The sequence below is a fragment of the Micromonospora saelicesensis genome (assembly GCF_900091575.1).
In the GTDB taxonomy this organism is placed as follows: domain Bacteria; phylum Actinomycetota; class Actinomycetes; order Mycobacteriales; family Micromonosporaceae; genus Micromonospora; species Micromonospora saelicesensis.
On the sequence record NZ_FMCR01000002.1, the window covers coordinates 553,573 to 580,015 of the forward strand.

Annotated in this window: 16 protein-coding genes; 4 read left to right on the forward strand and 12 right to left on the reverse strand. The window is 72.1% G+C overall.

Annotated features, from left to right (window positions below):
* Positions 1–135 precede the first annotated feature (135 nt).
* Together GA0070561_RS10520 and GA0070561_RS10525 are read right to left on the reverse strand one after the other, a co-directional pair.
* Positions 136–2,523, reverse strand: coding sequence for a glycoside hydrolase family 99 protein (locus GA0070561_RS10520; RefSeq protein ID WP_091398965.1), 2,388 nt, complete (start codon positions 2,521–2,523; stop codon positions 136–138).
* Between the two features lie 124 nt (positions 2,524–2,647).
* Entirely contained in the window at positions 2,648–3,700 is a 1,053-nt protein-coding gene (locus GA0070561_RS10525) for a GDP-mannose 4,6-dehydratase (RefSeq protein WP_091398967.1), read from the reverse strand.
* 296 nt (positions 3,701–3,996) lie between these two features.
* On the opposite strand from GA0070561_RS10525, the gene GA0070561_RS10530 reads away from it, so the two are divergent.
* Positions 3,997–5,307 (forward strand): glycosyltransferase family 2 protein, encoded by a 1,311-nt coding sequence (locus GA0070561_RS10530; protein WP_091398970.1) that lies wholly within the window; start codon positions 3,997–3,999, stop codon positions 5,305–5,307.
* A 99-nt stretch (positions 5,308–5,406) separates the two neighbouring features.
* Entirely contained in the window at positions 5,407–5,616 is a 210-nt protein-coding gene (locus GA0070561_RS10535) for a hypothetical protein (protein ID WP_091398973.1), read from the forward strand.
* Between the two features lie 57 nt (positions 5,617–5,673).
* On the opposite strand, the gene GA0070561_RS10540 is transcribed toward GA0070561_RS10535, so the two are convergent.
* From GA0070561_RS10540 to GA0070561_RS10555, 4 genes are all read right to left on the reverse strand, one after another.
* Entirely contained in the window at positions 5,674–7,548 is a 1,875-nt protein-coding gene (locus tag GA0070561_RS10540; RefSeq protein ID WP_091398975.1) for an adenylyl cyclase, read from the reverse strand.
* Between the two features lie 262 nt (positions 7,549–7,810).
* A complete protein-coding gene (locus GA0070561_RS10545) occupies positions 7,811–10,600 on the reverse strand; it encodes a hypothetical protein (RefSeq protein WP_141710350.1) in 2,790 nt (929 codons plus the stop codon).
* A gap of 48 nt (positions 10,601–10,648) precedes the next feature.
* On the reverse strand, positions 10,649–12,217 hold the full coding sequence (locus GA0070561_RS10550; RefSeq protein ID WP_141710351.1) for a hypothetical protein: 1,569 nt from the start codon (positions 12,215–12,217) through the stop codon (positions 10,649–10,651).
* Positions 12,214–13,968 (reverse strand): hypothetical protein, encoded by a 1,755-nt coding sequence (locus GA0070561_RS10555; protein ID WP_141710352.1) that lies wholly within the window; start codon positions 13,966–13,968, stop codon positions 12,214–12,216. Before GA0070561_RS10555 ends, GA0070561_RS10550 begins: the two co-directional genes overlap by 4 nt.
* 143 nt (positions 13,969–14,111) lie before the next feature.
* On the opposite strand from GA0070561_RS10555, the gene GA0070561_RS10560 reads away from it, so the two are divergent.
* On the forward strand, positions 14,112–17,144 hold the full coding sequence (locus GA0070561_RS10560; RefSeq protein WP_091398987.1) for an AfsR/SARP family transcriptional regulator: 3,033 nt from the start codon (positions 14,112–14,114) through the stop codon (positions 17,142–17,144).
* A gap of 7 nt (positions 17,145–17,151) precedes the next feature.
* Here the strand turns inward: GA0070561_RS10560 and GA0070561_RS10565 are convergent, their stop codons facing one another.
* The 6 genes from GA0070561_RS10565 to GA0070561_RS10590 all read right to left on the reverse strand — a co-directional run bounded on the left by GA0070561_RS10565 (position 17,152) and on the right by GA0070561_RS10590 (position 25,438).
* Positions 17,152–17,706, reverse strand: coding sequence for a dihydrofolate reductase family protein (locus tag GA0070561_RS10565; protein WP_091398990.1), 555 nt, complete (start codon positions 17,704–17,706; stop codon positions 17,152–17,154).
* 61 nt (positions 17,707–17,767) lie between these two features.
* A complete protein-coding gene (locus GA0070561_RS10570; RefSeq protein ID WP_091398993.1) occupies positions 17,768–18,346 on the reverse strand; it encodes a hypothetical protein in 579 nt (192 codons plus the stop codon).
* Between the two features lie 17 nt (positions 18,347–18,363).
* Positions 18,364–20,211, reverse strand: coding sequence for a S9 family peptidase (locus GA0070561_RS10575; protein ID WP_091398996.1), 1,848 nt, complete (start codon positions 20,209–20,211; stop codon positions 18,364–18,366).
* A complete protein-coding gene (locus GA0070561_RS10580) occupies positions 20,212–21,990 on the reverse strand; it encodes an N-acetylglutaminylglutamine amidotransferase (RefSeq protein WP_091398999.1) in 1,779 nt (592 codons plus the stop codon).
* Between the two features lie 99 nt (positions 21,991–22,089).
* The gene (locus tag GA0070561_RS10585; protein WP_208603731.1) at positions 22,090–24,759 is read right to left on the reverse strand and encodes a carboxylate--amine ligase/circularly permuted type 2 ATP-grasp protein; all 2,670 of its coding nucleotides are present in this window, start codon (positions 24,757–24,759) and stop codon (positions 22,090–22,092) included.
* Between the two features lie 112 nt (positions 24,760–24,871).
* Positions 24,872–25,438: a DJ-1/PfpI family protein gene (locus GA0070561_RS10590; RefSeq protein ID WP_091399002.1), complete on the reverse strand. Its 567-nt coding sequence runs from the start codon at positions 25,436–25,438 to the stop codon at positions 24,872–24,874.
* A gap of 53 nt (positions 25,439–25,491) precedes the next feature.
* Between GA0070561_RS10590 and GA0070561_RS10595 the strand changes: the two genes are divergently transcribed.
* Positions 25,492–26,436: a GlxA family transcriptional regulator gene (locus GA0070561_RS10595; RefSeq protein WP_091399005.1), complete on the forward strand. Its 945-nt coding sequence runs from the start codon at positions 25,492–25,494 to the stop codon at positions 26,434–26,436.
* Positions 26,437–26,443 lie beyond the last annotated feature (7 nt).

Consider the following 26,443-nt stretch of genomic DNA (forward strand, 5'->3'; position numbering starts at 1 on the left):
TGACTTCGACGGTTCTCGTTGCGAGGCAGCTCGCGTAAACCTCTCTGCCTTGACGTGGGCCTTGGCGAGGTGCGGCTTACGCCCGTTCGATGAGGTGGGTGGCCGCCGCTCCCCCGGCGGCCGCCCACGCCTCGGTCAGCTGGCGTACACCTCCAAGGCCGACAGTTGCCCGGCGGGCCAGCCGGTGTTGCCGGTGACGGTGATCCGCACGTAGCGGGTCTGGGCGGCGGTGAACGTCAGCGTCACCTGGTTACCGGTGGCCGGGTTGAAGGTCCGCCCCGCCGACCCAACGAGCGTCCCGAAGCTCCCCCCGTCGGTGCTGCCCTGCACGGCGAGGGTCTGCGTCCGACTGCCCCACGCCGACGACGGCGGCAGCTTCAGCACCACCCGTCCGACCGTCCGCGAGGAACCCAGATCGACCTGCACCCACTGCGGGAACGCGCTGTTGGCGCTCTCCCAGTAGCTGTTCGCGTCACCGTCCACCACGTTGCCCGACCCGTAACTCTGGACGTGACTGCTCTCCGACGTGGATCGTCCCCGGGCGAGGTCCGCGTTGGCCACGGCGTCAGTGGTGACGGTGACCGCCGAGGACGCGCCGGAGGTGTTGCCGGCGGCGTCGCGGGCGACGACGGTGAAGGTGTACGCGGTGGACGGGCTGAGCCCGCTCACCGTCGCCGTGGTGCCCGTGACTGTGGCGACGACATTGCCGCCCTGGCGTACCTGATAGCCGGTCACTCCGGTGTCGTCGGTGGAGGCCGTCCACGCCAGCGACACGCTCGTCGACGTCTTGCCGGTCACCGTGAGGCCGCTCGGGGTCGTCGGCGGGTTGTCCGGGACGGTGCTGCCGGCGTACACCTCGACCTGGGCGAGTTGGGCGGCCGGCCAGCCGGTGTTGCCGCTGATGCTGAGGCGGACATAGCGGGCCGCGGTGGTCGTCAGCGTGCGGGTGACGGTGTTGCCGGTCGCCGGGTCGAAGGCGAACGCGGAGGCCCCGGCGATGGTGGCGAAGGAGCTGCCGTCGACGCTGCCCTGCACCGTGATGGTCTGGGTGCGCGCACCCCAGCCGGCGGGCAGCCGCACCACGAGCTTGTTGACCTGGTGGCTGGCGCCGAGGTCGACCTGCCACCAGTGCGGGAAAGAACCGCCGCCGCTCTCCCAGTAGCTGCCGGCGTTCGAGTCCACCGCGTTCGACGCCGGGAACCCGCCGCCCTGGCTGCTGGCCGAGGTGGATCGGCCGGCGGCCAGGTTGCCGGTGGCCGGTGGCGGGGTGCCGACCATCGGCGGGGTGGGGCGTACGGCGGTGAGCGCGAGTTGCCCCTTGAGCATCCGGCCGCCGTCGGCCGTGATCCGCAGGTAGTAGTCGGAGGAACAGGCCACGCCGTCCTCGTCCAGGGCCCGGATGTTCGCGCCGGCCGGGGTGGTGGCCTGGGTCTCGGACGTCTTGGCGATCTGGTTGCCCTCGTTGTACTCGTCGAACATGGACACGTAGAGGCCCTGGGAGCCGAGTCGGACCATGTTGTAGATGTGCCGCCAGTAGAAGTCGCCGTGCTTGCGGTGCCCCCCGGCGAGGTCGCCGGGCATCACGCAGGGCAGGTAGTCGATGCCGCGCGCCGCGCAGTCGGCCATGTCGCCGACGTTGACGTTGTTGTAGTACGAGTCGAGTTCCTCCACGGTCCTGGCCCGGTAGACCATCCACGGCGAGATCGCGTGGAACGCGTGGTAGACGTCGAGGAAGCCGGGGCGGGAGTCCTCGATGCCCTGCCGCCACCAGGTGGGCACACCACCGATGACGTAGCAGCCCTGGGCCTTGAACCAGTTGATGACCTCCAGGCAGGGCCCGGGGGCGAAGGGCCGGCTGGGCTCGCTGAAGCCGAATCCCCAGATGCAGACGACCGGTTTGCCGTTCTGCCGGGCGTACGCGGAGGACGCGGTGTGCGCGGCCATCTTCGTCGTCCAGTCGGTCTTGATCTCCGATTGGAAGGTCAGCCAGTCGGTGACGTCGTACATGATGTAGAACTTGCGGTTGTACCGTTCGGCCGCGGAGCGGACCTTCTGCGTCATCGCGTCGCGGGTCGGGCCCTCGTCGCCCATCGGGTTGAACCGTTGCAGCGCGGCGGTGTCGCACCCGTTCTCCTGCATCCAGCGGAAGTGGGTGTCGACCGTCTGCTGGTCGTACGAGGAGAAGAGGGTGGCCGGCTGGCCGTTGCCCAGGTTGGGGTACGCGGTGGGATAGGTGCGCGTGTACTCGCGCATGTCCGGCCAGGACACGATTGTGGTGTTGGCGGGTGAGGGCGGCTGGAACCGGTCGCGGCCCCAGTGCCACCATCCGCCGATCGGCGCCCCGTCGCCGGGGGCGCTGAACCAGCCCTGGTAGCCGACCGTCACCTTGCCGACCACGTCCCCGGGGGGACTGGCGGCGTGCGCGGGGCTGGACAGGGTGGTGAGCAGCTCGGTGGTGGAGGCGGTGGCGAGGGCGGACCCGGCCAGCACCGATGTGACGAACCTGCGGCGGGAGACCGCCATGAGGACCACTCCTTCGGGACGGAAGGCATTGACGGCCATCGTGGCAGCAGTGGATGCCGACCCGCAAGAGTTAGACTGATCGATGAAAATCCCGATCAGATGACGGGAATTATGCGCTGGGTCATCAGTGGCTGACGGCCCGCTCACGCGCCCACAGCGGGGACAGGATCTGGCTGGGGGCCTGGCGGCGGCGGGCATCGCGCACCGTTGTCCGTACGCCCTCGGTGAAGCCGATCTTCGGGTGCCACCCGAGCAACTCTCGCGCCTTCCTGGTGTCCAGCGCCATGTTGCGCACCTCGCCCGGCCAGGGCAGCGGCTCGTAGCGGGCCGCGCTGTCGACGCCGGACGCCTCCCGGACCGTGTCGTACACCTCGTTGACGCTCGTCTGCCGACCCGAGGCGATGTTGACCATTCCCACACCGTTGTGGTGACAGGCGACGGCGATCGCCTCGGCGACGTCGCTGACGTGGATGAAATCCCGGGTCTGCGTGCCGTCGTCGTAGATCACCGCCTGCCGACCGCCGAGCAGCGCATCGACCATGAGGGACACCACGCCGCAGTCGCTGCCCTCCTGCCGGGGCCCGTAGACATTTCCGAACACCATCGAGGTGTACGACAGGCCGTGCTGACGCCCGTACCAGTCGAGGTAGTGCAGGCCGGCGGCCTTGCTGACGCCGTACGGGCTCACCGGGGCGATCGGGTGGTCCTCCTGGACTGGCAGGTCGTGGGGGGCGACACTGCCGAAGATGGCGCTGCTGGCCGCGTTGATCACCAGCCGTACGCCGCTGCGCGCACAGGCGTCCAGCACGTTGACGGTGCCGAAGACGTTCACGTCGGCGTCGTACGGGGGTGAACGGTGGGCCGCGGGAACGCTCGACTGTGCGGCGAGGTGCACCACCACGTCCGGCTGCCACTGGTGGATGATCTCGACACCGTCGGGCGTACGGATGTCACCCGAGACGACGTCCGCCTCGGTCAGTCCGCCATACGCGGCGTCGGTCAGGTTCTCGATCCGCCCGGTGGAGAAGTTGTCGAGCACCCGGACCTGGCTGCCCATCAGCATCAGCCGCGCGACCACGTGGCTGCCGATGAAGCCGGCACCCCCGGTCACCAGCACGCGCCCGGGAATCAGGTCCGTCGGCTGGTCGACACCGACGGCGGTAACGGGCAGGTCCATGTCGGACTCCTCGGAACGACGGAACGGTCGGCCCGCTGCGACAAGCGGACGGCCGAACCCGACCGTAACCCAACAAAGGCCACTAAACGGACGATCGCTCTGAATACCTCGTGTAGATATGCGAGATCTAGTGTGGAAAAGGTCGTTTTACCCATTCATCACTATTCACCTTTTACCGCTAGTACTTTCTCCTCCGGGGGGTGTCCGCCGGCATGCCCTGAAAGCACCGGACGGAGAGGGAGGACGGCGTGTTGAGAGAGACTCTGGGCCCGCCACCGCGACAACCGGGCGGTGGCGTGACGAGCGCTCCCCTGCTGTCGGTACTGCTGGTCAGCTGGAACACCCGCGAGCAGACCCGACAGTGCCTGGAGTCGCTGGCGTCGACCGCCGATCCCGATCTGGACTACGAGGTGGTGGCCGTCGACAACGGCTCGTCCGACGGCTCAGCCGACCTGCTCGCCGACCAACCCCGGGTCCGACTGATCCGCAACAAGCACAACAACGGTTTCGCCGCCGCCGTGAACCAGGCGTACCGACGGGCGAACGGGCAGCTGATCCTGCTGCTCAGCAGCGACATCCGGTTGCACCCGGGCGCGCTGTCCCGAATGGTCGACCATCTGCGGGAGCGGCCGGACGTCGCAGGGGTCAGCCCGCTGTACCTCAACCCGGACGGCACCTTCCAGCAGCACTACGTTCAACAGCCCAGCTTCGCCGCCACCATCGCGCTGGTGACCGCGCTGCGCCGACTGCCCGGGTTCCGCCAGGCGCTGCACCGGTTCCAGATGCGGGGCGAGGACTTCAGCCGTCCCCGGCAACTCGCCTCGGGCAGCTGCGTGCTGCTGCGCCGTGCGGTGCTCGGGCAGCAGACCATCTTCGACGAGACGTTCCCCGTCTACTGGAACGACGCAATCCTCGCGCGGCAGCTCGACCAGGCCGGGCACGAGCTGTGGATGCTTCCGGACGCGGTGGTGACGCACAGTCGTGGCGCGTCCTGTCGGCTGCTCGGCCCGACCATCCGCTTCCGACACCTGCTGGGCAGCCTGATCGGGTATCTGCGGATGACCCAACCTCGGTACCGGTTGCCGGTGTTCCGGGCCGTGCTGCTCGCCGACCACCTGGTCAAGCGACTCTTCGGTCGATCCGTACCGCTGGGCCTGGGCGACCTGTTCGCCGCGCTGCGCGGCGACGTCGGCCCGCTGCCCGACGGTGACACCCGCGACTGGGTGGTCCTGTTCAGCCGAACCCGCTGGTCTGTCGACGGGCATCCGGCGGTGCTGGGGCAACTGGCGCCCGGGCAACGGTTGCTCTTCGTCGACCCGCCGGGACGCCGGCCGCGCTGGCGGTGCGAGGTGAGCCCGATCGGCTCGGCGGCCTGGCACGCAATCGCACCGACCGCGCTGCCGCTGGGCGACTCGGTGCCGCTTGTCAACTGGATCAACCGGCGGATCGCGGCCGGCGCGCTGCGCGGTTGGCTGGACCGGCACGCCGGCGCCCGCCTGCTGCGGCTCGACGACGAACGCGCCCGCGCGGTGCTCGGCCGCCTCGGCGAGGACGAGTTGCTGCCCGCCGCAGCGCCACGGCCGATGGAACGGTCGGGCCGTGGCTGAGCACACCAGCGACGCTGCCCGCCGCCGGGAGGTCGCCACCCGCAACAGCTGGTCGGCACGAGGTGCCCAGCTGCGTTCCCTTCTGGTGGGGTTGCCGCGATGAGAGCGCCGATCGTCGCGCCCGGTGTGCTGCTCGCCGGCGCCGGGCTGGGCGCGGTGCTGACCGTGGTCACCCTGCTACCCGCGTCGGTCGGCCTGGCGGCCGCCATCGGCCTGCTGTGTGCCGGAGCGTTCCTACTCGTGCTCGCCAACGCCCGACCGGTTCGGTCGCACCGCGCGCCGGCCACCTCGACGACACCACCCCGCTGATCGCGATGGGGCCGGAGCCATCGCCGGCTCCGGCCCCGTCGGTACGCCCGATCCCCGCTACTGGGTCGGGTACTGGGTCAGGTACACCGGAGCGCCGACCTTGGTCATGTCGGCCGCGTCCCCGACGCCGTTGACCACGTGGTCGATCGTGCCGGCGCTGAGGTTGACGGTCATGATGTGGTGCAGCCGCACCCCGGGCCGGTTCGGGACCTCGAAACCGTTCTCGGTGTGGATCGACGGGTTGTTCTGGTTGAACACGTACACCCCGCCCCCGTACAGGGTGTGGTGACGCACCCGGTCACCGACCTTGTACCCGGCCCAACCCTCGACCGCGCCGTTCATCCAGTCGGCCTGCGTCGGCGGGTCGTACGGCAGCTCGTTCTGGTAGAGGATCGTGGTGCCGTGTTCGCCGTTCCAGACCGTGTTGTAGCGCTGGAAGTGCTCGACGAAGAGGCCGGTCGCGGTCACGTGGTCGCCGTTGATGACGGCCCCGTAGCGACCGGTGTTGGTACGCCAGCGATCGGTGTCACCGTTGACACCCTCGGTGAAGCCCTCGACACCGTGATCACCGCGCCACACCCAGGTGTGGTCGATGAGCACGTTGTCGCTGTTGACCTCCAGCGCGGTGTTCGTCCGGCCGATGTGCGGGCCGCCGACCCGGAAGTACACGTCGGAGAGCGTGGTCGGGTTGTGCGGGCTGCTCGCGTTGCGGCCGTGCTCACGTCCGACCCGCAGCAGGACCGGCGACTCGACGAGGCCGGCGTCGATCGTGACACCGGCGACGATCACCCCGGGAACACCGGCCACGTCCAGCGGGATCGCGCCGTTCACGGCGGTCAGCGTGGCGTGCCCGATCCCCAGCACCACGGTGTTCGGACGCCGGACCTCGATGCTGCGCGCGATGTCGTACGTGCCGGGCGTGAGCAGCAGGTGCTTGCCGCGCGCCAACTGGCTGTTGATGACGCGCACCGAGTCCGACGGCTTGGCGATGAAGAAGTCGCCGATCCCGATGGTGCGCCCCGGTGTGATGCCGTCCGCCCAGGAGACGCCCCGGCTGTCGCGCTGTGCGGCGGGCACCCGCACCTGGTAGCGACCCTTGCCGTCGACGAAGAGGTAGGGCTTCTCCCGGCTGAGCGGGGTGGTCTCCAGTGTGGTGTACGGCGGGTCGGGGAACGTGGCGTCGTCCGGTGCGCCCTCGACCCCCGCGAACACCTGGTTCCACACCGCATTGGACCAGCCGCCGACCTCGCTGTTGCGGGTCAGCCACTGCTGCTGCGAACCGTTCGTGGTGGCCGGCAGCCGTGAGTCGGCGATGAACCCGCCGCTGGCGTACTGCGGGCCGGCGGTGCAGTAGTCCATCAGCGACAGACCGCCGCCGCCGATGTTCAGTCGGCGCATCGAGACCGCCTGGGAGACCGCCCAGAAGTTCGCCGACGACCGGCAGTCGTCCTGACCGGCCGCGTTGATGGTGAGCGAGAGGTTGGACAGGGTGCGCCAGAAGTTGACCAGCGCGAGGCAGTTGCCGGTGCCGCCGTCGGCCAGGCAGCGGTTGTAGACCTCCAGCTTGCCGTTGACGGTGACGTCGGTGGGCGAGGCGCCCAGGCCGGACACCTCGGTGTAGTAGCCGACCTTGGCCTGCAACGGCTGCGCGGCCGTGCCGTACGTGCCGGGCTTGAACAGGTAGGCGTGCCGCTCGGTGCCCATCTCGTTGTCGACCTGCCGGGCGTGCGCCGCGTCGAGCGTCTGCTGGATCTCGGCGACCGGCATGGACGGGTCGAAGATCGTCACGTTCGGGCCGAAGTCGGGTGCGCCGGGCGTCGGGCGGCCGGCGCTGGCCGCCGTGCTGGTCATCGTGGTGGCGGTGGTCAACACCAGAGCGAGCAGGAGGGTACGGCCGGATCTCCGGCGCACGTCTCGGGACGGGGTTGTCATGTGGTTCGTCCTCTCCGCTGGCCGGGCGTACTTCCGGCGCAGCTGGGGGCGGTGAGAGCGCTCTCTGACCCTTGCCGCCGGAGGTTGGGCCGGGCCGGAAGGGGTTGAGATGTTTCTACCCGTTAATGCGCCCACACGCCACGACCAGGGGTGGCGAAACTTCACGCCGAGCCCGACGCGATGTCCATGCCGACACGGTGCGCCGGCGCGCCTACGGTCCGCTCTCGATCCCCTAGTCGAGGCTGGACGGCGGCTGCCGTACTTAGGCAGCCGGGTTGAGTTCGGTACCCGCCTGCAGCTGGATGAGGTCGGTCGGGGTGACCACCTCCCACGGCTCGCCGACGGTGACCTCCTCGCCGGGCCGGTCGAGGGCGTCGCTGATCAGATCGTCGATCGGCGGGTAGGGGTTGTGTCCGCCGCGCCACGGCCGCGGGGTCAGCGCCGGAACTTCCGACGTGGCGAGGTACCGGCCGATGACGTGCTCGTACCCAGCGCGCACCGGCACCATCACCCGGGCCGCGCCGGCCTGCAGGAACACCTGGTGCAGCGGGTCGGAGCTGGTCCGGGTACGCAGTGTCGCCCAGCGGTCCCGACCGGCCCACTGGTACGAGTAGCACAGGTAGCTGATCTTGTCCCACTCGAACAGGTCTTCGCAGAACTGGATGTGGTCGGCCTCGGCGATGAGCTCCAGCCGGTCGATCCGCGGCGCCTCGTCGGCCGGGAAGTCGAGCGAGCCGTACCGGTCGAACTCCTGGCCGGTCAGCAGGGACTGGCAGGCGCGCTTCAACTCCAACTGCTCGACCAGCCGCAGGGCCGAAGCCGGCTGGTCGGCCCGGTAGGCGGTCCGGGCCTGCCGGCGAGCCTGGTCGTTGTCGTAGGCGGTGCGCTGGGCGAGGTACCCGGCCCGGATCGCCTCCCAGGCGCGCAGCTGCCACGCGGTGTACGAGGCGGTGGTGCGCTCGCAGCGCACCCGCACCACGACGGTGAGGCCGCCGCGCTGGTCGGCGCTGATCCCGATCGGTACCGGCCCGGGGATCACGTGGTCGAGCGGGACGACGTGCTCGCCGTCGTCGGTGTCGTTGTCGACGATCCGGTCCTCGCCGATGGCGATCTGCACGGCCTGCGGCGGGCTGCCCTCCTCGGCGCTGTACTCGCCCTCCTCCAGCGACCAGGTGACCGTCACGTACGCCTCGGTGGCCGCGTACCCGGCCGGCACGGCGACCTCACCGGTGTACGAGGTGTACCCCCACTCCGGCTGCGACTTGTCGGTGGAATTCTTGCTGTACTCGAACGGCCGGGCGGCCGGGTCGAGGAACGTGGCGGTCGCGAAGATCTCGAAGTCCGGCGGCGGCTCGACGCCGAAGATGTCCCAGCGGGCGGCCTTGTCGGCGTAGTTGTCGTCGTGGAGATCACCCACCTCCAGGAACCAGGCCGGCGGCTCCGGTACGGCGCCCAGGCTGCTGGTCTGCTCCGCCTGCTCGGCGAGCCAAACCAGGGTGCCGGCCGGCTCCGGCACGATGAACTCCAGGATCAGCCGCTCGCCGTAGTTGTACACCTGTGCCTGGTCGACCTTGTTCAACCACCGGTAGATCCCGGCGATGTTGGTCGCGCCGTCGGCGTTGTCGAACCGGTGCTCGTTGGTCTCGGTGACCCGGGTTCTGCTGGTGGTGGTGCGGCGCTGCGAGGTCTCGGTGCGCAGCAGCTCCGAGGCGCTCTCGGCGAGCGTCTTGGCGTACGAGACGGCCGAACTCATGCTGGTCTCGGTGGTGTTGGAGCGGTCGGCGTTGACCTCGATACCGGCCTGGATCGGCCCGAACCCGCCGGAGACGCTGACCCCGAGCGAGGTCGAGGTCTGCTGGGTCGCCGCCGTCTGCAGCGCCCGATCCAGGCTGTTCTGCTCGGTGGACTCCAGCTCCTCGGTGGACTCGGCGATCGTCTGGCTGGCGGTGGTGACGGTCTCCTTGGTGCTGGCGTCCACCGTGTGCACCCGCCCCCGGACCTCGCTGGCCAGCACGTTCTCGACGTGCGAGATGTCGGCCGCCTCGTAGCGCAGGTGCGTCGTGCGGATCAGCATGAGGTCGCCGCGGCCGGCGACGCGGGCGTACGCGTCGAACACTGGCACCCGCGGCGGCAGGTAGGGGACGGTGTTGCCGTTGCCGGGAATCGGATTGCCTGGGCTCGAGTCGACGTCCGGGATGCCGGTGGCGGTCCGGGCCGAAGCGCGGCGGCGGGCGTCGTCGCGCTCGGCGTCGAAGACCCGCTGCAGCCCGCGCAGCGTGGTGGCGGCTGGCGCGCCCAGCTCGTCGGCGGCCTGCGCGGTGGCCTCGACTGCCGCGCCCAGGTCGGGGAAGCCGTCGGCCTGCAGGTCCCGCAGCGTCGGGTTGGGCCGGCCGGTCACCCGGGCGCGGGCCAGCAGCCGCTGCGCGGTACCGCTGAGTTCGGCAAACCGGTCGGCGCGCTCGGCGTTCGGGTCGGCCGGCCGCCGCGGCGACGCCGGAGGATCGGGCAGCACCAGGTCCCGCCCGCCGAGCAGGGCGCGCACCAGGCACGCCTCCTGTGCCGCCGAGCGGGCCAGCCGCAGCAGCGTCACGCCACGCAGTACCCGGACCAGCGTGTCGGCCAAGGGCTGCTTGCGAAGCCGTAGGAACCGGCCGAGCACGAGCGCGTCGACCGCCCAGGCGGTCAGCCGGGCGACCGCGCTGCGCACCTGCTCCCCGCCGATGTCCCGCTGGGCCGCCCAGCCGGTGAGGGCCTCCCGCAGCTGCCCGACGGTGAGCCGGGCGTCGACTCCGGCGCGGCGCAGCAGCAGCAGGGCGAGCCGGCCGGTCTCGTCCAGCAGCTCGTCGTGCTGCGCCAGCAGTGCCTTGAAGAGCTGCTGGGCGGCGTCGCGGTCACCGGAGGTGATCGCGTCCCGGACCGGCCCGCTCCAGTCGTCGCGGAAGTCGACGAGCGGACCGGTGGTCTTCGGGCCGGTGGTGCAGGCGTCCTCGTCCGGCCCGCCGACGCGGCGTAGCTGGACGAAACGCACTGTGGCTTGTGCCGGTGTGGTCATCGGATCGTCCTCTCCACCCGGCGGGGTGGTCCCGCCGGCGACTTGCGATCAGATCGTGGGCAGTAGCAGAGCCTTCGGCATGCCGTACGCGACGAGCTGGGCGTTCAGCCGCCTGACGAGGTCGTTCCAGTCGGCCTGGGCGCCCGTGGTGGCCCGCACGGCGGCCTGCCACTCGTGCTCCTGCAAGGCGGCGGTCAGCTCGGCGAGGGTGTGCTGGTCGAAGGCGACGATCGGCTCCTCCGCCCGGGCCAGGTCGGTGAGCGAGAACGCGCTGAGCGGTTTACCGCTCTTCGAGGCGTAGTCCGCGGCCCGCGCCGCCAGGTCGTACTCCTCGGCCCCGGCGATGGTGGCCACCGCCCGGTTGGCGTACCGGTCGACGCGGGTCGCGCCGCCGAACATCCGTCCGGCGACCAGATCGGTGCGGGCATGCTCGTACGGCGAGAGCAGCTGCAGGTTGCCCGGCTCGGACGCGCCGGTGAGCATGGACAGCCGGCTGCTCCAGAAGTCCTCGGCCTCGGGCAGCTGATCGCCCAGCCTCCGGACCCAGCGCTGCATCTCCCGGATGAACCGTTGCGGCCTGGCGTGCTCCCACTCGTACACCACGTCCCGGACGTCGATCGCGTGCGGCAGGCCGAGCGCCATCTCGAACAGCTCGTCGCGGGAGAACCGGTAGTAGGGGTCCCGGCCGTAGCGGGTGCTCAGATTGGTCGGGTCGCCGGTGCGCCGGGCCGCGTCCGGGCCGTGGGACTTCCAGAGCCGCTGAAGGCCCGCTTCGTCCGCGTCGAGGATCGCGTCGTCGCCGAGCCGGGCGGCCAGCTCCCAGCGGGCCTGCGACCGCGCGCGCGGCCGAGGCGGCCCGCTGAGGATCTGGAACCGGTACGCCGGCCCTTCGCCGGTCGAGATCATGTGCGCAATCTGCACCTCGGACATCAGCAGGTCGGGGTCGTAGTCCCAGCCGTGCAGCACGTCCCTGCTCTCCAGCCCCAGCTCGTTGAAGAGCTCCTTGCCACGGGCGGTGAGGGAGATGTCCCGGCCCCACGCTCGGCCGGCCATCACCGTGCCGATCGCGCGGTGGCCGCGCGCGGTGACCACGCCGCCGTAGGCCGGGTAGCGCAGGTCGCTTCCCACCACGATCGGCGCGTTCATCGGCAGGACGTTGAGGTTCTCCGGCAGCTCGACGTGCAAGCCGGTCTGGTAGCGGTAGGAAGCGTAGGCGACGCCCCCGTCGAACGGGGTGGGGACGGCCCGGAACTCGCGGTACACGTCCTGCAGCGCCCGAACGTACCGGGCGGCGTCGATGGTGCGCAGCATTGTGGCCGAGGCGTGGCCGAGCAGGTCGTCGACGACCCCGCGGAAGATCGAGTCGAATCCACCGCCGGCCAGGTACTCCAGCAGGGTCAGGTCGGGGTCCGCCTCCCGGGCGGCGACGAACCCGTTCTGCAGGTACCCGGAGCGCAGCGCGATGCCGGACCGATCGATCAGCTCGGTCGGGTCGCGAACGAAGGCGGGCAGCGGTGGCGGTGCGCCGTCCGGCATGCCGGACGGGAACTGCCGGGTGAGGCGCTGCTCCGGGATGAGCAGGCCCAGCTCCTCGAGCATCGACATCGGCCGGGTCATCGGGCCGCCTCGGAGAGCGTGTGGACGAACGCCTCGGCGACGCGCGCGTCCACCGGCTGGACGGCCGCGGCGGCGGCCCGCAGGCGGTACAGCGGGGTGTCGCCCAGGGTGAGCACGCGCCGCGCCGCAGTCAGCAGCGTCCCGCCGGCCCGTTCGGCGATCTCGGGCAGCAGCACCCCGCCCAGCGTGAGGGCCGCCTCCAGGCCGGTCATCGGCTCGCCGTACAGGTTCCGGCCGGTGAGCACGTAGGCGGCGACGCTGCCGAGGTCCTCCAGGTCGTACATGTTCTGCACGATGGGGATCGGCACGAACTGGCCGAGTGTGTGGATCACGTGGACGATCTCGGCGAGCGTTGCCGGACGGTCGGGCAGCACCGCCTCCGGCACCAGCGTCTCCTCGGTGATCTCCAGCGGTACGTCGTCGAAGTACTTCACCTCCCGCGCCCGGTACTCGACGATGCCGCTGATCGCGTCCGGCCCCTCGGCCGCGGCGTTGCCGACGGCCAGGTCCAGGAAGACCTCTACCCCGGGGGTGTGCACGACGGAGAGCCGGAATGCCGCCCGGCCCTGCTCGGCGGGGACAGGCCGGTCGGTCGGCTTGCCGTCGGCGTCGAGGTGGTCGAGGCGGTACGCGAAGCGGTCTTCGGCGCTGGCCGGATCGACCCGGATCCGGATCGGCAGCGGCGTGGTGTCCGGCAGCCCGCCCAGCCACTGCACGTACGAGTCGTACATGTCCTTGGCCAGGGCGAACAGGGCGTCGTCGAGGACCGTCGCGGCGGTGACAAACCAGGCCGGCTGCCACGACCACGGTTGCGCGCGCGGCGCGCTGCGCTGGTCGGGCTTCACCAGCAGCAGATCGATCCCGTCGGCGCGGACCTGGTGCGCGGCGGTCGCCAGCGGGCCGCCGCCAAGGTCGAAGCCCGCAAAGCCCTCGAAGCCCGCAAAGCCCTCGACGTCGGGTTCGCCACCGCCCGCGTCGGGTCCGGCGCTGGCCGCGGCGCGCATCGCCACGGCACCGGCGACCAGGTCCGCCTCGGCGGCCGGGACGGTACGCAGCGGTTCGCCGAGCGGCGGCACCGTGCCGGGGTGGCGGTGGCGTTCGAACTCGAACGACAGGGCCTGGTCGCAGGTGGTCGGCCCGTCGCCGATCACGTACGCCGCGCGCAGCGTCGTCAGTGCGGCGGTGCTGAGCAGCGGCCGGGCGGAGTAGGCGACGCCGGGCGCCGCCGCCAGCCGCAGCCGCAGCGCGCTCCAGTGCACCAGCGGCGTGGATCCGGCCCGCGCCTCCTCGATCAGGTACCCCCGTGCGGGCGTGAACGCGTACCCGAAGGGCAGCGGCCGGTACGCGACTGCCTCGCCGGCAACGGTGACGCTGCGGTACGCGCCGTCGATCGGGTTCTCGACGGTCAGTTCGAACACCAACGGCTGGGCCGAGTCCAGGTCGGCAACCAGGATCTCCGGCGGGTCCGGGCGCCGGTCGGCGTGCGCCGCGGTGGCCGCCTCGTAGCACCAGCCGGGCAGGTAGCTGACGGTCAGCGTGGTGGCGTCCCGGAACTCAACGTGCAGTACGTTGCCCATCACGTCGATGCACACGAAGACCGGGTCGGCCGGGGCGCCGCGGTACACCTCCAGCCACCGGCCGTCGCCGGCGGGCCGGGCGTCGAGCGTCAGCCAGGCGTCCTCCAGCACGCCGCGCAACGGCCTGGCCGCCTCATCGGCGGTCGAGAGCGTGCTGCTCTGCCCTGTTGCCATTGCGGTAGCGTAGTGGCGTGTGTCACACCGAAACTGTCGGCCATCGGCCATCGGCGTGAATGCGTCAGGACGGCACGCTCGCCGTCTGAACCTCGAATTCCCACCATGACCACGAAGGCGGTTGCCGCACTAGGCTGACCGCCGTGCAGTTCGGGGTGCTCGGGCCGCTCGCCGTGACCACCGACGCCGGCGAGCCGGTGGTGGTGCCCGGCACCAAGGTACGGGCGTTGCTGGCCGACCTGTTGGCCAACCGCAACCAGGTGGTCTCGGCGGACCGCCTCATCGACGACCTGTGGGGTGACGACGCCCCCGCCAATCCAGCCGGCGCGCTCCAGGTGCGGGTGTCGCAGCTGCGCAAGGCGCTCAACGATGCCGAGCCCGGCGCCCGCGAGCTGGTCGAGTCCCGGCCACCCGGCTACCTGCTGCGGGTCGACGCGGTCGACGTCGACCGCTTCGACGAGCTGGCCCGCTGCGCCGACGTCGAACGGCTGACCGAGGCCCTCGCGTTGTGGCGCGGCGAGGCGTACGCCGACGTGGCCGACGCCGAGTTCGTGCGGGCCGAGGCGGCCCGTCTCGCCGAGCAGCGCCTCGTCGTCCAGGAGCGGTTGGCGCAGGCCCGGCTGGCCCGGGGTGAGCACGACCTGGTGGCCGCGGACCTGGCCGAGCTGGTCGCCAGACATCCGCTGCGCGAGGGTCTGCGGGCGGTGCAGCTGCGCGCGTTGTACGCGGCCGGCCGCCAGTCCGAGGCGTTGGAGAGCTACGCCGAGCTGCGGGCCCGGCTCGCCGAGGAGCTGGGCCTCGACCCCGGCCCGGAGCTGGTCGCCCTGCACCGCAGGATCCTCGAACAGGACGCCGGCCTGAACGCCCCGCCGAAGGCGGCGATCATCCGGAACAACCTGCCGGCACCGCTCGACGAGTTGATCGGGCGGGACGACGCGCTGGCCGAGCTGCGGGCGCTGCTGCCCCGGCAACGGCTGGTCACGCTGGTCGGGCCGGGCGGCGTCGGCAAGACCCGGCTGGCCACCGAGACGGCCCGCGCGTCGTCCTACCCGGACGGTGTCCGACTGGTCGAGCTGGCCCCACTCCCGGCCGGTGACGCCCGCGTCGCCGAACAGGTGCTCGGCGCTCTGGGCGCCCACGAGGCCGCCGGAACGACCCAGTCCCCCGCCGACCGGGTGGTCACGGCCCTACGGCACCGGCAGCTGCTGCTCGTGCTGGACAACTGCGAACACGTCATCGAACCGGTCGCCGAGCTGGTCGCCCGGCTGCTGCGCGACGTGTCCGGGGTGAGCGTGCTGGCCACCAGCAGAGAGCCACTCGGGCTGACCGGTGAGCTGCTCTGGGAGGTACCCCCACTGCCGGTGCCCGACGACGGTGACCTGGACGAGGTCCGGCGCTCGGCGGCGGCCCGGTTGTTCGTCGCCCGCGCCGCCGCCCAGCAGCGCGGCTTCCGCCTCGACCGGCAGACCGCGACGGCGGTGGCCCAGCTCTGCCGCCGCCTCGACGGTCTGCCGCTGGCGTTGGAGCTGGCCGCGACCCGGGTCCGCGCGCTGGGCGTACGCGGGATGGTGGACCGGCTCGACGACCGGTTCCGGCTGCTCACCACCGCGCAGCGGGACGTGCCACCCCGGCAGCGGACGCTCACCGCGGTGATCGGCTGGAGCTGGGACCTCCTGGACGAACCCGACCGGGTGGTGCTCGCCCAACTGGCGGTGTTCCCCGACGGCTGCACCCCGGAGGCCGCCGAACAGGTCTGCCGAACCGACCTGGACGCCCTCGCCCGGCTGGTGGACCGGTCGCTGGTGGTGCTCGACGACTCCGGCGCGGCCCCCCGCTACCGTCTGCTCGAATCGGTGGCCGCGTTCTGCCTGGAACGCCTCACCGACGCCGACGAGGTACGCGCGCGGCACGCCACCTACTACACCGAGCTGGCCGAACGGGCCGACCCCGGGCTGCGCGGGGCCGACCAGCAGCGGTGGCTGGCGCTGCTCGACACCGAACTGGCGAACCTGCGGTCGGCGCTGGCGCACGGTGGCGGGCTGCGCCTGGCGGTCGCGCTGAGCTGGTACTGGTTCCTGCGCGGCCGGCTCACCGAGGCACGGCGGGCGCTGGCCGTGCCCGGCGACCCGGAGCAGGAGGCCCGCGCGGCACCCTGGCGGGTCGGCTTCGCCCTGTCGCAGGGTGAGGTGATCGCACCGGACGACGTGCGCGCCGCCGTGGCCGCCGACCCGGACAGCCACGCCGCGTGGTTCGCGGCGAACGCGGTGATCGAACACGGCGACCTGGCCCTGGTGTCGGAGCTGCTGCCCACCGCCGCCACCGACCCGTGGACCGAGGCCGCGGTGCTCACCTCCCTGGCCCACATCGCCCACGCCAACGGTGACCAGGCCACCCTGGAGCGCACCGCGACCCGCAGCGCCGCGCTCTTCGCCGACCTCGGCGACCGGTGGGGTCGGCTCCGGGCGACCGAGTGGGTGGGTGGGCTGGCCGACATGCGCGGCGAGCACGAGCGCGCCGCCGCGCTGCACCGGGAGGGGCTGCGCTGGGCCGAGGAGTTGGCGCTGTGGCCGCAGGTCTGCGCCGAGCTGTCCTGGCTGGCCTGGCTCGCCGTGCAGACCCGCGACTACGCCCAGGGTCGGGAACTGGCCGAACGCGCCTATGACCTGGCGGTGGAGCAGGGCTCGCCCGGCGCGCTGATCTTCGCGGAGATGAGCCTCGGGCTGGCCGCCCGCCGCGACGGCAAGCTCGATCTGGCCGTCACCCACCTCAGCCACCTCGCCGACCTGGGTCGGGGAGAGAGCCAATCCGCGCTCTACCTGCCGATGGTGCTGGTGGAGCTGGGCTACGCGGTCGAGCAGGGCGGCGACCCGGACGCCGCGTTGGCCCTGCACATCGAGGCGTTCGAGGTCGCCGAGGCGATGGCGACGATGCGGGACGCGATCAACCCACTGGAGGGGATGGCGGCGGCGGTGCGCTCCCCCGAGGTCGCCGCCCGGCTGCTGGGCGCTGCGGCCGCCGCCCGGCTCGCCACGCAGTCCCCCGCCGCGCCGGCCGAACGCGACGACACCGACCGGACGACAGCGCGACTGCGCGCCGAACTCGGGCCGGAACGCTTCGACGCGCTGCTCGCCGAGGGCGCGAAGCTGAGCCCGGGCGAGGCCCGGGCCCAGCTCTGACCGGTGCTCAGGAGGTCACCTTCGGCGCGTACGAGGCGACGATCACGCCGCTCTTGTGCACCCGGGTGTCGACCAGGTCGAACGACGCCTTGACGTCGGTCAGCGGCGCGGTGAGGCTGGGGCCGCCCTCCAGCACCGGGTGGATCCAGAACCGGACCTCGTCCACCAGGCCCGCCCGGATCAGCTGGGCGGTGACCGAGCCGAAGCCGTACTGGATGATGTTCTTGCCCGGCTGGGCCTTGAGCGCGGTGACCGCCTCGACCAGATCGCCCTGGAGCACCTCCGTGTTGTTCCAGGTGGGGTTGGTCAGGGTGGTCGAGGCGACGTACTTCTTGACGTTGTTGAAGTACGCGGCGCCCGTGGTCGGGTCGCTCTCATCCATGTTCGGCCAGACGGAGGAAAAGCCGTCGTAGGTGGCCCGGCCCATCAGCATCGCGTCGGCCGCCTCGGTCTGCGCCCCGGCCAGGCTGGCGGCCTCCTCGTCGAAGTACGGCATGGTCCACATCGGGTTGTCGATGACGCCGTCGAGGGTGATGTAGGTCGAGTTGACGAGCTTGCGCATCGGGATCTCCTGGGTGTTTGTCGTGCTCTCCGGTGACACCCAGAACTCTGCCGGAGCCCGCTTACGATTCGCTTTCGATGCTCTTACCCGCGTCGTCGGCCGGGCCCTGCGCCGGGTCGGTCAACGGGATCGGCAGCGCCTGCGGGGTCACCGTGCCGCCGCCGGTCGAATGGGCCGGGGCGGGGCGGTCACCGCCGCGGCTGTGCAGCCGTCCGCGCCCGGCCGGACCGGCCCGCCGGGTCACCTCGACGGTCACCATCCGCACCGGCGGTGGCGGCGCGGTGAAACGCCCGACGCCCCACCGCACCCAGATCGGGATCCGGCCGGCGTCCGCCTCCGCGCGCAACTTCTGCACCGTACGGGCCCGGTCGGTGTGGTCGACCTCCACCACGACGGGCGGACCGTCCGGACGGGCACACGCCACGTCGAGCACCGAGTGCCGCTGCTCCAGCGGTGGTGGCAACGGCAGCACGCTGGGCGCGCGCCGGTAGACCCGCCAGCCCTGGGCCTCGGCCCACCGCACCACCGAGTCGATCACCCGCGCGGTGACCTCGTCGGTGTCCAGGTCGACGAAGGTCACCTCGGCCAGCCAGCGACCCAGGTCCGCGGCCAACCGCTCGTCCTGCGCCGCGACCTCCACCGGCGCAGGATAACGCCTCAGCGGGCGACGGTCGTCCTCGCGGCGAGGTGCCGGGTCAGCCAGCCGGTGGTGGCCGTACGGGCCGCCTCGGCGTTGGTCCGCGCCAGGAAGTCGTGCCCCTCCCCGGCGAGCACCAGGTGCCCGTGCGGCACACCGCGGTCGGCGAGGGCCTGGGCGACCTGCGCCGACTCGCCCGCCGGCACGTTGGTGTCGTTGGCGCCGTGGATCAGCAGCACCGGCACGTCCAGCCGGTCGATGTGCGTCAGCGGGGAGAGGTCACGCAGCAGGTCGGCGTCCCGGTGCGGGTCGCCGTACTTGCTGACGGCGGCGGCGGCGATCCACGGCTCGGTGCCGGCGAAGAAGGTCCGGAAGTCGGAGATGCCGCACTCGGCGACCCCGGCGGCGAACAGACCGGGGAAGTTCACCAGCACCGCGAGGGCCAGGTAACCGCCGTAGGAGCGGCCCAGAACGCCGAGCTGGCCCGGTCGGGCGACGCCGGCGTCGACGAGGAAGTCGGCGCAGGCCGCCACGTCGGCGATCGCACCGTAGCGGCCGGCGAGGTTGTCGGCGGCGACGAACGAACGGCCGAACCCGGACGACCCACGCACGTTGGGCGCGAAGACCGCGATGCCCTGCGCCACCAGGGCCTGGAACAGCGGGTTGTAGCCGGGACGCTCCTGCGCCTCCGGGCCACCGTGCAGGCTGATCGCGGTCGGCCAGGGACCCGGCCCGGCCGGGCGGTAGAGCCAGCCGGAGAGCGGCAACCCGTCACGGGCCCGCAGGTCGACCAGTTGCGGCGCGACACCGGCATCGTCCGTACGCGGGGCACCGGTGTCCGGCCGCAGCGGGCGCGGCGCCCCGGTCGACGGGTCGACCAGCCAGACCTCCCGTGGTTGCACCGGCCCCTGGGCGGTGAGACAGAGCAGGTCACCGTCGGCGGCGAAGACGGCGTCGCCGAGCACCTCGCCCGGCGCGGTGACGGCCCGCTGCACACCGCTGGCGAAGTCGAGCAGGCTCAGCTCGCTGCGCCCGCCGTAGGTGTTCCACAGCAACGCGCCGCGCTGCCCGTCCGCGCTGGGCGTGACGTGTTCCAGCTCGGCGTCCGGTCGTCCGGCGAGCCGGGTCGGCGGCTGCTCCGGTCGGGTCAGGTCGACCCGTACCAGCGCGGCGAGTTCGGAGTACGCGTCGGTGCGGGCCAGCACGCCCGTGCCGTCCGGGCCGAACCAGCCCTGGTCGGTGCTGCCCCGCCCGGTGTCCGGGAACAGCCGCCGCCGAACGCCGGTGGCCACGTCGAGCACCTCCAGCCAGCGGGCGTTACGGGGGCCGCGGCGCAGCAGCGCGGTACCGGCGTCCGGGGTCACGTCCAGGAGGGTGAGCAGGTCGCCCTGGGCTAGCACCCGCCGGTGCCCGGTGGCCGCGTCGACCAGCACTGCCTGCCCGTGCTCGTCGGTCTCGGTCACCGCCAGTACCGCGCCGTGAGGCAGCCAGCCGGCCAGCGCGGCGCTGCGGCGACCGAACCCGGCGACCTGGTGGCGTCGCGTGCCGTCCGGGCGCAGCACCCACAGCTCGGTGCGGGGCGCGCCGCCGGGGGCGACGACACAGGCCAGCCACTGGCCGTCCGGGGACCAGCTCAGCGCGAGGACCGGCTCGTCACCGACGGGCAGCGCGACGGGCGCACCCGCGTCGACCTGGCAGACCCAGACGCCGGGCGTGCCGGCCCGGTCGGAGAGGAACGCCACCCGGCGGCCGTCGGGGGACGGCGCGGGGGCGAAGTCCTCGCTGATCGGCGCCGGCGGTGACACCGGCCGGTGGCTCGCGGGTCGGGGCCGCCGGGTGGTGCGCGGCGGCTCAATCCGTACGCTCATCTAAACCCCGATCCGCTGCAACCAGAGCTCCAGCAGCCCGAGCTGCCAGAGCGCGTTGGAGCCCAGCGTGGTCCGCCGGGCGTTCGGCGCGTCCAGCAACTCCTCCAGGTAGTCCTTGCGGAACAGGCCCCGCTCGCGCGCCGGTCGGGCGGTCAGCGCGTCCCGCACGTCGTCGAGCAGCGGGCCGGAGAGGTGCCGGATGGCGGGCACCGGGAAGTAGCCCTTCGGCCGGTCGATCACCTCGTCCGGGACGATGCCCCGGCTCGCCGCCTTCAGCACCCCCTTGCCGCCCTGCGCCAGCTTCATGGCCGGTGGGCAGGCGGCGGCCAGCTCGACGACCTCGTGGTCGAGGAACGGCACGCGGGCCTCCAGCCCCCAGGCCATCGTCATGTTGTCGACCCGCTTGACCGGGTCGTCGACCAGCATCACCAGGCTGTCCAGGCGCAGCGCCGCGTCCAGCGCGGTGTCCGCGCCGGGCGCGCCGAAGTGCGCGGCGACGAACTCCAGGCTCGCGTCGTGGTCGAGCATCCACTCGGGCGCCAGGTGCCCGCCGAGCGCGTCGTGGCGACGATCGAAGAACACCCGGGCGTACGCCTCGACGGCGTCCGCGCGGGCCACGTTGGCCATCGGCGGGTACCAGTCGTATCCGGCCAGGATCTCGTCGGCGCCCTGCCCGGACTGCACCACCGTGATCCGCTGCGAGACCTCCTCGGAGAGCAGGTGGAACGCGACGCAGTCGTGGCTGACCATCGGCTCGCTCATCGCCGCGATGGCCTGGTGCACGGCGGGAACGAACCGCTTCGCGCCGATGCGGATCTGCTGGTGATCGGTGTCGAAGTGGCGGGCGACCAGGTCGGAGTAGTGGAACTCGTCGCCGCTCTCCCCCGCCGCCGCCTCGAAGCCGATGCTGAAGGTGGCCAGGCCCGTCTGCCCCTGCTCGGCCAGCAGGGCGACGATCAGGCTGGAGTCGAGACCGCCGGAGAGCAGCACGCCGACCGGCACGTCGGCGACCATCCGCCGTCGTACGGCGGTGCGCATCGCCGCCATGAGCCGTTCCTGCCACTCGTCGGCGGACATGGCCGGGACGGCGGCCCGGTTGAACTCCGGCCGCCAGTAGGTGGTGTCGGTGCTCCGGCCATCCGCGGTGATCACCCGCACGGTGGCCGGCGGCAACTTGCGGACCCCGGCGAGGATGGTGCGCGGCGGCGGCACCACGGAGTGGAAGCTCATGTAGTGGTGCAGCGCCACCGGGTCGAGGTCGGTGTCCACGTCACCGGCGGCGAGCAACGCCGGCAGGGTCGAGGCGAAACGCACCCGGCCCGGCCCGTCGGCCAGGTAGAGCGGTTTGATGCCGAGCCGGTCCCGGGCCAGCACCAGGGTGTGCGTGGCCAGCTCGACCAGGGCGAACGCGAACATCCCGTAGAACCGCTCGACGCAGGCCGTCCCCCACCGGTGGTACGCCTTGAGGATCACCTCGGTGTCCGAGGTGGAGCGGAAGGAGTAACCGGCGGCGGTCAGCTCGTCGCGCAGCTCCCGGTAGTTGTAGATGCAGCCGTTGAAGACCACGGCCAGACCCAGCTCGAGGTCGACCATCGGCTGGGCGCCCGCATCGGACAGATCGATGATGCGCAGCCGACGGTGCACCAGGGCCACCGGCCCCTGCTGCCACCGACCCTCGCCGTCCGGGCCCCGGGAGGCCAGGGCGGGGAGCATCCGCTCGACGGCGGCCAGGTCCGGTGGCGCCCCGTCGAGGCGGAACTCGCCTCCGATACCGCACATGGCACACACCTTTCATCGGCTGGATCCGCTGGGGGCCGCTGACCGGTCCAGGCTTGGCGGGCCGGGTTGCGTCCCGATGACGGGTGGGTCAAGCGTCGGTTACGCCGACGGTTCGTCGGCTCCACCGAGCAGCCAGGTGTCCTTCGACCCACCGCCGCGCGACGAGTTCACGATCATGCTGCCGGCCGGCGCCACCCGGGTCAGCGCCACCGGCGCGACCTCGGCGGTGTCGCCGAGGAACACGAACGCCCGCAGGTCGACGTGGCGGGGAGCCAGCGCCGCGCCGTCGAAGACCGGGTGGGTGGTCAGCGCGATCATCTCCTGGGCGATCCACCGGTGCGGGGCCGCGAGGATCTGCTCCCGGACCGCGTCCAACTCCTCCGCCTCGGCGCGGGGGCCGATCACCACACGGTCGCCGCCGTACCCATCGACCGGCTTGAGCACGAGCTCGTCGAGCCGACCCAGCACCTCGGCCCGCTGCTCGGGCAGCCCACACAGGTACGTCGGCACGTCCCCGAGCAACGGCTTCTCGCCCAGGTAGTACTCGATCAGCCGGGGCACGTACGCGTACAGCGCCTTGTCGTCACCGACACCGTTGCCCAGCGCGTTGGCCAGCGTGAGCCGCCCGGCGTGCACGGCGGCGAGCAGCGGCCAGCCCAGCGGCACCCCGTCCGCGCCGGGCGCGTGCAGCAGCGCCTCCTCGTCCATCCGCAGGTAGATCACGTCGACCTCGCGGCGGCAGCCCTCGCGGACCAGGCGGACCCGACCCTCCTCCACCAGCAGGTCGCTGGTCTCGGTCAGCGGCACACCCATCTCGTCGGCGAGCAGCCGATGCTCGAACCACGCCGGATCACCGGGGCCGCTGCTGAGCACCACCACGGCGGGGTCGTCGGCCGCGGCGGGCGCGGCGGCGACCAGCGCCCGGTACAGCATCGCCGGCGTCTCGTCGGCGGGCAGCAGATCCTCCGGCACCGGCAGCTCCGGCAGCACCGCCCGGGTCAGCCGCCGGTTCTGCACCGCGTAGCCGATCCCGGAGGGCACCCGCAGGTTGTCCTCCAGCACGTACCAGCCGCCGTCCGGGTCCCGGACGAGGTCGGTGCCGGACACCTGGGCGCGGGTGCCCCGCCGGCCCATCAGCGCCCCGGTCGGGCGCAGCCCCGGTGAGGACTCCACCACCCACGCCGGCACCACGCCGTCGGCCACCACGGCCCGGTCGGCGTAGACGTCGCACAGGAACGCGTCGAGGGCGCGGGCGCGCTGCACCAGGCCGGTACGCAGGGTCCGCCAGTCGGCGGCGGGCACCACCCGGGGCACCAGGTCGACCGGGAAGAGCCGGGTGCTCGCCTCGCCGGCCACGCTGAACGTCACGCCCCGGGCCCGCTGCTCCTCGTCCCGGTCGTGTTCGCGTTGACGCAGGACCCCGGCGCCGAGTTGGCGCAGGGCCGCGAGCATCGGGGCGTACGCCGGTTGCGGTTCGGCCGGTCCGAAGACCTCGTCGCCGGCGTCGGCGTACGTGGGCAGCGCCGGCGGTGTCGGCGCACCCGGCAGCGGCCCGCGGACCCGGCCCCGGGTCTCGTCGAGCAGCAGGTCGACCACGTCGGCCAACCGGCCCCGTCGCTCGTACGCCCGCCGCTGCCGGGCGGCGGAGGTGCCACGTTCCAGCGCGTACCGGGTCAGCTCGCTGACCTGCTCCCAGTCCCCGGTCGCCTCCAACTGTGGGCGCAGGTCGGTCACCATGCGGCGGACCGCCTGGGCGGCCGGCACCGGTCGGGCCGACCGGGGCAGGTCGAGCAGGTCACCTTCCAACCCGGAGCGGGCGGCCCGCCACACGGCGGCGCGCAGCACCGGTGGTCGTACGGCAGTGCGCTCCACCCCGGCGCGCAGGGCGGCGACCTCCCGTCGGACGAGCGCCCGGAACAGACCGGTGAGCAGGACGATGGTCTCCACGTCGGCGTTGGCGTCGGTGATCCGCAGCTCCACCGTGGGCACGTGCGCCGACGGCCGGACGTCGAAATAGATCATGGCGGGGTCGGTGATGGTCTCGGAGGAGATCAGCTCGGCGACCAGCGCCTCGTGGTCCGCGGCGTTGGTCACCTCGCCCGGGTCACCGGCGGTGGGCCAGCGTTGCCAGACCAGGGACCGGACGCTGGCGTAGCCGCTGTCCTGGCCCATCCAGTACGGCGAGCTGGTGGAGAGGGCGAGCAGCACCGGCAGCCACGGCTGGACCCGGCGGGTGACCGCCACCGCCAGGTCCCGGTCGGAGACGCCGACGTGCACCTGCGCGCCGCAGATCAACTGCTCCCGGGCGAGCAGCTGGTACTCGTCGAGCATCCGCCGGTAGCGGGAGGTGGGGGTGACACTCGGGTCGCCGTCGGCGCGCAGCGGCACCGTACCGGCCGCCACGATGCCCAGACCGGCACGGTCGGCGACCTGGACGGCCGCCTGACGCAGCCGGGTCAGCTCGGCGCGAATCTCGTCCAGGGTGCGGCAGACCGCGGTGTTGGTCTCCACCACGCTGCGGTGCAGCTCGGCGGTGAACGAGGCCGCCGGCAACCGGTCGAGCAACTCCCCGGCGCGGGGCACCAACTCCCGGGTGTGCAGGTCGACGACGTGGAACTCCTCCTCCACCCCGATCGTGGCCAGGTCCGCCGGGTCGCCGTCGTCCAGCGACAGGACCGGATTCGTACGGGGAGCGGGCAGCATCCGGCCGTTGCCGGACCGGCCCACCGGCCCGTCGTACGTCGGCGCGTTCGTGGTGTTGTCGGCCATGGTCACCCCGGTTCGCGTGTCGGTGGTCTGGCTGTCCGACGAGCGTTCCCAGGGTTGGTACCGGGGGTGTTTCCGGCGCGTTAAGGTGACGCGCCCGTTCTGTCCGGGCTGCTCAGCGACTCGCAGCCCGGTACTCGATGGACGCGGCGACCCGGTTGGCGGTGGCGGCGCCGAGTTCGCGTTCCGTGAGCCACAGACCCAGATCGAGGCCGGCCGAGAGCGCGCCGGCGGTGACCCGGTCACCGTCGTCGACCACCCGCTCGTCGAGGACTGTGACGTCGTGGGCGCGCAATTCGTCGTACGCGTTGCGGTTGGTGGTCGCCCGCCGGCCGGTCAGCAGGCCGGCGGCAGCGAGTAACAGCGCACCGGTGCACACCGACGCCATCCATCGCGCCGCTGGCGCCAGCTCGGCCAGCTTCGCCGGCAGCACACCACGCCGCGCCTGCGCCCAGGAACCCTCGGGGGCCCGGTTCAGCCATCCGCCACCCGGGACGACCACGCCGTCGGCCTGACTCAGCACCTCAGGAACCTGGAGTTGGACACCACGCATGCTGGTGACCAGCCCCGATCGTTCGACGGCGACCAGCGCCACGTCGAAGCCGGCCATCGACAACACTTCGAATGGCCCGAAGACGTCCAGTTCGTCGAAGCCGTCGAACACCACGATCTCGATCCGCATACGGCCCAGGATCTCCTGCCGACCGGGCGGCGGCGAGTGGCATCCTTGCCACCATGCGTAAGAAACCCGCCACGCATCGGGTCGCCGTCCTCGCCCTACCCACTGTCGTCGCCTTCGATCTGACCATCGCGACGCAGGTGTTCGGCCACGAGGGTCACGGCCGGTACGCGATGACGGTGTGCGCACTGGACGGTGGTTCGGTCACCACCACCACGGACGGTCTGGAGCTGAGCGTCGCCGCGGCGCTTGACGCGCTCGACGATGCCGACACGGTGATCGTGCCCGGATTCCGCCGCGGCCCGGCACCGCCGCGTGCTCTCGATGCGCTGCGGCTGGCCCACCGTCGTGGCGCCCGCATCGCGTCGATCTGCACCGGCGCCTTCGCGCTGGCCCAGGCCGGTCTGCTCGACGGTCGCCGCGCGACGACCCACTGGGCGCACGCCGACGCGCTCGCCGACGAGCACCCACTGGTGTTCGTGGACGCGAATGCGCTGTACGTCGACGAAGGCGAGGTGATCACCAGCGCCGGACTGGCCGCCGGTCTGGACATGTGCCTCTACCTCGTCGGCCGCGACCACGGGCAGGCTGCCGCCATCCAACGGGCCCGCCACATGGTCACACCGCTGCACCGCGCCGGCGGTCAGGCGCAGTTCATCCCGGTCGGCGTTGCGGGTGAGGACGACGAGTTGGCCACGGTCACCGCTTGGGCGAGCAGCAACCTGCACCGCCCGATCACCGTCGCGGACCTTGCCCGACAGGGTGTGATGTCCAGCCGTACGCTGCACCGCACCTTTCAGAGTCGGTTCCGGATGAGCCCACGAGCGTGGCTGATCCAGCAACGGCTGCGCGCCGCCTGCACCCTGCTCGAGAACGGCGGGATCACCATCGACGAGGTCGCACGGCGCACCGGCCTGGGCACGGCGACCAACCTCCGTGCGCACTTCCAACGGGCCTTCGCCACCACCCCGACCGCGTACCGCCGGGCTTTCACACAGTGACCCCCTC

Coding starts and splice junctions, on each gene's coding strand:
- GA0070561_RS10520 (WP_091398965.1), bottom strand. CDS start 2,523: ATGGCGGTCTCCCGCCGCAGGTTCGTCACATCGGTGCTGGCCGGGTCC.
- GA0070561_RS10525 (WP_091398967.1), bottom strand. CDS start 3,700: ATGGACCTGCCCGTTACCGCCGTCGGTGTCGACCAGCCGACGGACCTG.
- GA0070561_RS10535 (WP_091398973.1), top strand. CDS start 5,407: ATGAGAGCGCCGATCGTCGCGCCCGGTGTGCTGCTCGCCGGCGCCGGG.
- GA0070561_RS10540 (WP_091398975.1), bottom strand. CDS start 7,548: ATGACAACCCCGTCCCGAGACGTGCGCCGGAGATCCGGCCGTACCCTC.
- GA0070561_RS10545 (WP_141710350.1), bottom strand. CDS start 10,600: ATGACCACACCGGCACAAGCCACAGTGCGTTTCGTCCAGCTACGCCGC.
- GA0070561_RS10550 (WP_141710351.1), bottom strand. CDS start 12,217: ATGACCCGGCCGATGTCGATGCTCGAGGAGCTGGGCCTGCTCATCCCG.
- GA0070561_RS10555 (WP_141710352.1), bottom strand. CDS start 13,968: ATGGCAACAGGGCAGAGCAGCACGCTCTCGACCGCCGATGAGGCGGCC.
- GA0070561_RS10565 (WP_091398990.1), bottom strand. CDS start 17,706: ATGCGCAAGCTCGTCAACTCGACCTACATCACCCTCGACGGCGTCATC.
- GA0070561_RS10575 (WP_091398996.1), bottom strand. CDS start 20,211: ATGAGCGTACGGATTGAGCCGCCGCGCACCACCCGGCGGCCCCGACCC.
- GA0070561_RS10580 (WP_091398999.1), bottom strand. CDS start 21,990: ATGTGCGGTATCGGAGGCGAGTTCCGCCTCGACGGGGCGCCACCGGAC.
- GA0070561_RS10585 (WP_208603731.1), bottom strand. CDS start 24,759: ATGGCCGACAACACCACGAACGCGCCGACGTACGACGGGCCGGTGGGC.
- GA0070561_RS10590 (WP_091399002.1), bottom strand. CDS start 25,438: ATGCGGATCGAGATCGTGGTGTTCGACGGCTTCGACGAACTGGACGTC.
- GA0070561_RS10595 (WP_091399005.1), top strand. CDS start 25,492: ATGCGTAAGAAACCCGCCACGCATCGGGTCGCCGTCCTCGCCCTACCC.